This is a genomic window from uncultured Chitinophaga sp. (assembly GCF_902168175.1).
In the GTDB taxonomy this organism is placed as follows: Bacteria; Bacteroidota; Bacteroidia; order Chitinophagales; family Chitinophagaceae; genus Chitinophaga.
This window is the reverse complement of the sequence record NZ_CABHOU010000087.1, coordinates 1-4,870: the sequence shown is the minus strand read 5'-3', so window position 1 is coordinate 4,870 and position 4,870 is coordinate 1. Positions and strand designations below refer to the sequence as shown.

The 4,870-nt window shown below is 47.2% G+C and carries 3 protein-coding genes; all 3 read left to right on the top strand.

All coding sequences use genetic code 11. The features are described 5' to 3' along the window. Positions 1–1,880, top strand: a 1,880-nt coding sequence (locus tag QZT80_RS18985; protein ID WP_295125702.1) for an FtsX-like permease family protein, incomplete at its 5' end; no start/stop codon positions are given. Positions 1,881–2,049: 169 nt separating this feature from the next. Continuing rightward, positions 2,050–3,036 (top strand): AraC family transcriptional regulator, encoded by a 987-nt coding sequence (locus tag QZT80_RS18980; protein ID WP_295125699.1) that lies wholly within the window; start codon positions 2,050–2,052, stop codon positions 3,034–3,036. A 391-nt stretch (positions 3,037–3,427) separates the two neighbouring features. Further along, the coding region (locus QZT80_RS18975; protein WP_295125696.1) for an NAD(P)/FAD-dependent oxidoreductase at positions 3,428–4,870 on the top strand (1,443 nt) is incomplete at its 3' end.

Sequence of the window (4,870 nt, the reverse complement as noted above, 5' to 3'; positions counted from 1 at the left end):
TCGGGAAAACGGTGCGCATCAATGATAAAACGGATTGCCAGGTAACGGGTGTGTTAAAAGACCTGGCCCGCAATTCCACTTTACAGTTCGAATGGCTGCGCCCCTGGAATAACTTCGAATCTTCGCGCGACTACCTGAAGTCGTGGAATAACTTTGGCGTGGCAACTTACGTAGAACTTACTCCTAAAGCCGACGTAACAGCCATCGGTAAAAAACTCTGGAATTACCTCGAAGGTTACAGTGACAATAATAACTCCCATCTTTCTTTATTGGCGATGACCGACTGGCGGTTGTACGATGGTTTCCGCAATGGCCAGCCAACCGGTGAGGGACGAATAACTTATGTACGAATGTTCTCCATCATTGCACTGATTATTATCGTTATTGCCTGCATCAACTTTATGAACCTGGCTACTGCGCGCAGTAACCGGCAGTCGAAAGAAGTAGGCGTGAGGAAAGTGCTGGGTGCCGGAAAAGGCAGCCTCGTTGGTCGTTTTATGGGCGAGTCGTTGTTAGTGTCCGTTATGGCCACGCTGATCGCGATATTGTTTACAGTTATCTGTCTGCCCGCTTTTAACGGACTTACCGGGAAAGAGCTGGAGTTCGGAACACCGCTGCACCTCGGCGTTTTCGCGGCTATTGCGGTGGTTTGTGGGTTACTGGCCGGCAGTTATCCATCGCTGTATTTATCTTCTTTTAAACCCATTAGCGTACTAAAAGGAGGGAAAAGCAAAACAGGCAGGGCAACGGTGGTACGCAAAGGATTAGTGGTAACACAGTTCTCCGTGTCCATCGCACTCATCATCTGCACCATTATTATACTACAGCAGGTAAATCATGTGAAGAAACGTAACCTGGGTTTCGATAAAAACAACCTGATAGAAATAGATGTGCGCGGCGATGTAGCCAAACATTTCCAGTCGGTGCAGCAGGAACTGATAGCTACCGGCGTGGTAGAAAATGCGTCGCTGGCCGATCATGCCACGATAGAAGGAGGCAATAACTCCCGCGGTTTTTCCTGGGATGGAAAAGAACCCGGCAAAGATGTGCGCATATCTTACCGCATTGGTACCGCCGATTTTTTTCCGACACTGGGCATGAAAATAAAAGAAGGCCGCGGATTTAATGCAAATGGCGCAGGCGATTCGCTGAGCGTGGTAATTACCGATAACCTGGCGAAGTTAATGGGCAATGGCAGTGCCGTTGGCAAAATCATAGACGCCCGCGATTTTGGTTACGAAAAGGTGAAAGTAGTGGGGGTGGTGAACGACTTTGTATACGGCAATGCATTCAGCCAGCAATCCGATCCTGTTATCTTTTTCTGCCTGCCCGGTTATGCCGACCAGTTTTTATACGTACGCCCTAAAGCCGGTACCGATTTACAAACCGCATTGTCAAAAATAGAAAAGGTGATCGCAAAGGCTGCTCCCGCTTATCCTTTTACCTACAGGTTCGTGGACGATCAGTTTAATAAATTCTTCTTTAATGAAGTATTGATAGGAAAAATCGCGCGCATATTTGCCGGGCTGGCAATATTGATTTCCTGTTTAGGATTGTTTGGCCTGGCGGCTTATACCGCCGAACAACGCACCCGTGAAATAGGCATCCGCAAAGTAATGGGCGCCAGTGTAAGCGGCATTGCTGCGTTATTGTCCAAAGACTTTTTAAAACTGGTACTGCTGGCAGCAGTAGTAGCGTTCCCGCTGGCCTGGTTTTTTATGGACAACTGGCTGCAGGATTATGCGTACCGCGTAAGCATTCAATGGTGGGTGTTTATAGCCGCCGCCAGTGCTGCCGTAGTCATTGCAGTGGCCACTATCAGTTCGCATGCCATCAGGGCGGCACTTGTAAATCCTGTTAAAAGTTTGCGAACAGAATAACATTTCTCTCCTCCGCTGTCATAAAACAGTCGGTTTCGCTAATTTCACAGACAATGGATTAGCGAAACCGGCTTTCTTTTTACAAAATTATGAACGTGTCTACATGGCTATAGACAAGGATTTGGAGCATACCAATCTTATACTTTCATTTTGTCAAAGAGCCCAGTTTATGAAATTGTATTGCAATCCCGGCCTTACCCAAGCAGGTAAGGCGGTGGAAGTACCGGCATGGCTGGCACACACCCGATGTCCCTGGATGGACGCTGCTTGTTTTGAAATTGATTACGGGTACGTACTGCTGCAATCCTTCCGCCGACAACAGTTTCGCGTACAAATTACCCGTTTTATTATTACTGCTGCCTGCACGATCTACGCAAGGCCCGATGCGGCCTCTATTGCACTGCAGTTTACCACCATTGGTAAACTGAGGGGCGAAGTGGCAGGCTTATACCAGGTTGCGCTGGAGCCGCATCATTACAGCTTATTCTATATGCCGGACGATTCGTTTTGTCTCCATTTAACACCGGGTACCTACGAGTCGGTGCATTTTGAATTAGATCCTTTACTGATAGATGAACTGGCAGGTTACCACCGCGAAACCATGCAGGTGATAGAAATGAGTATTGCCAACAGTAAATCAGGCATACGTCTGATGCCGGTTCAAATGGACGCGGCGGTACACCGGCTGATCACCAATATGCGCAATAGTAAGGAGAAGGGCGATGAGCTGGACGAGTTACTGATCAACACCATCGGCACTTTACTGTTCCGCTATAAGATCGCGATCGATGAACCGCATTACGCGCCGGAACTGGCGGCATCGGGTTACTGTGAGATGATAGAAGATGTGCGGCGCGAAATAATGACCTCTCCACATGCGCGTAACCATACGGTAGACTGGTTTGCGCGAAAACACAACATAAGTGAAAGTACACTGAAGCGGAAATTCAAATCGCTGCTGGGCATTACACTGCCGGGTTACGTAGCGCAACAGTGCATGTTAAAGGCAGGCTGCCTGTTAAAAGAGCGCTGGCGTACGATTGATGATGTGGCCGATGAACTGGGCTACTCCGACCGCTCGGGCTTTACAAGGGCATTTAAACGCATGTACAGCAAAACACCGGGAGAGTTCAGGCAAATGTGGAACAAAGTGTAAAAATTGACCTGGTTGTACACAATGTTGCCCCATTCGTCTACCAGGATATCAAAACAGTTTCCTCATCTTTGTATCGTAAATAACAACAGACACAGCAAAAGATAAATTCCCGACTTGTTAACTATGATTGAAAGACTTGGCCCCGTTTATCCCAATTATGACCTGTGAGTACGCATGAATATCCAATTGATCGTCGAACTACGTTAGCCGGTTAGCCAGGAAAAAAGACACGCTGTATACCATACCGTAAAAAGAAAGCAATCCATTTTTTTGTAGAACGAAAGTATCTCTGTTAAGTATTCGCATGCTTTTCATTAGCCGGAAAGCAGGATGACACCGCCTTGCCGGTGCCCGGTAAAACCTATTCTGAAATTTATAAGTCCAATTAGCTATGCCAGGTTCAGCCACACTTGAAGAAACCCCTATCGATATAGGTGACTGTATTGATTCGCAGGAAAAAGAGATTGCCATTATTATTGGCGCAGGACCCGCTGGTCTTACCGCTGCGTATGAACTACTCACACGCACCAGTATTACCCCCATCATCCTGGAAAAATCCGGCGATATTGGTGGTATCTCCAAAACGGTTAATTATAAAGGCAACCGGATGGACATGGGTCCGCATAGGTTCTTCTCCAAGAGCGACCGGGTAATGGACTGGTGGATGAAAATGATGCCGCTGGAACAAACCGGCGACGACGAAACGCTCAATATCTCTTATCAGAATAAAACCCGGGAAATACCCGCCGGCAGTGCCACGGGTACAGATAAAAGTGGGATGATGCTGATCATCGAACGCTTAACACGCATCTATTTTTTAAGAAGATTTTTTAATTACCCGATACAATTATCAATAGATACATTACGCAAACTGGGCCCAATACGCACGGCGAAAATTATGTTCTCGTACCTGCGCGCCCGTTTGTTCCCGATTAAAAACGAAAGCAGTTTGCAGGACTTTTTAATCAACCGTTTCGGCAGGGAATTGTATCTCACGTTCTTTAAAGACTATACCGAAAAGGTATGGGGCATATCCTGCGAAAAAATCTCGGCGGAGTGGGGTGCGCAACGGATCAAAGGAGTGTCAATCAGTAAAGCGATACAACATGCGGTGAAAGCCATTATCAAATCATCAGGGGGAAAAAAGGAAATAGGGCAGAAGGGAACCGAAACGAGTCTGATAGAGCAATTCCTCTACCCCGCAAAGGGAGCCGGACAAATGTGGGAAGAAGTAGCCCGCCAGGTGAAAGAAATGGGCGGCCAGATCTGCCATTATGAAGATGTGCAGAAGATATGGTCCGCAGGTAACGAAATAACAACAGTGGTTACCGTGAATAGCGAGAGCGGCCTGGCCAGCAGTTGGAAGGGCAATTACTTCTTCTCCACAATGCCGGTACAGGAACTGGTAGCCGGTATGGACGAAAAGAAAGTACCGGAAGATGTAAAAGAAGTAGCTGCTGGCCTGATGTACCGCGATTTCGTAAACGTAGGTGTGTTATTAAAGAAGATGAGCATGCCGCCCGAAAAGCTCAAAGACAGTTGGATATACATCCAGGACAAGGGCGTAAAAGTAGGACGCATCCAAATATATAATAACTGGGGCCCTTACATGGTAAGCGATCCCACCACCACCTGGATTGGTCTCGAGTACTTCTGTAATAAAACAGACGAATTTTGGAAAGAACCTGACGATGCCATCAAACAAATAGCGATCAGAGAATTGGAGAAAATCGGACTGGCGAGTGCGGAAGATGTGCTGGATATTACAGTACAGCGGATGGAAAAAACATATCCTGCCTACTTCGGCACTTACGACCGGTTCGATGTGGTGAAA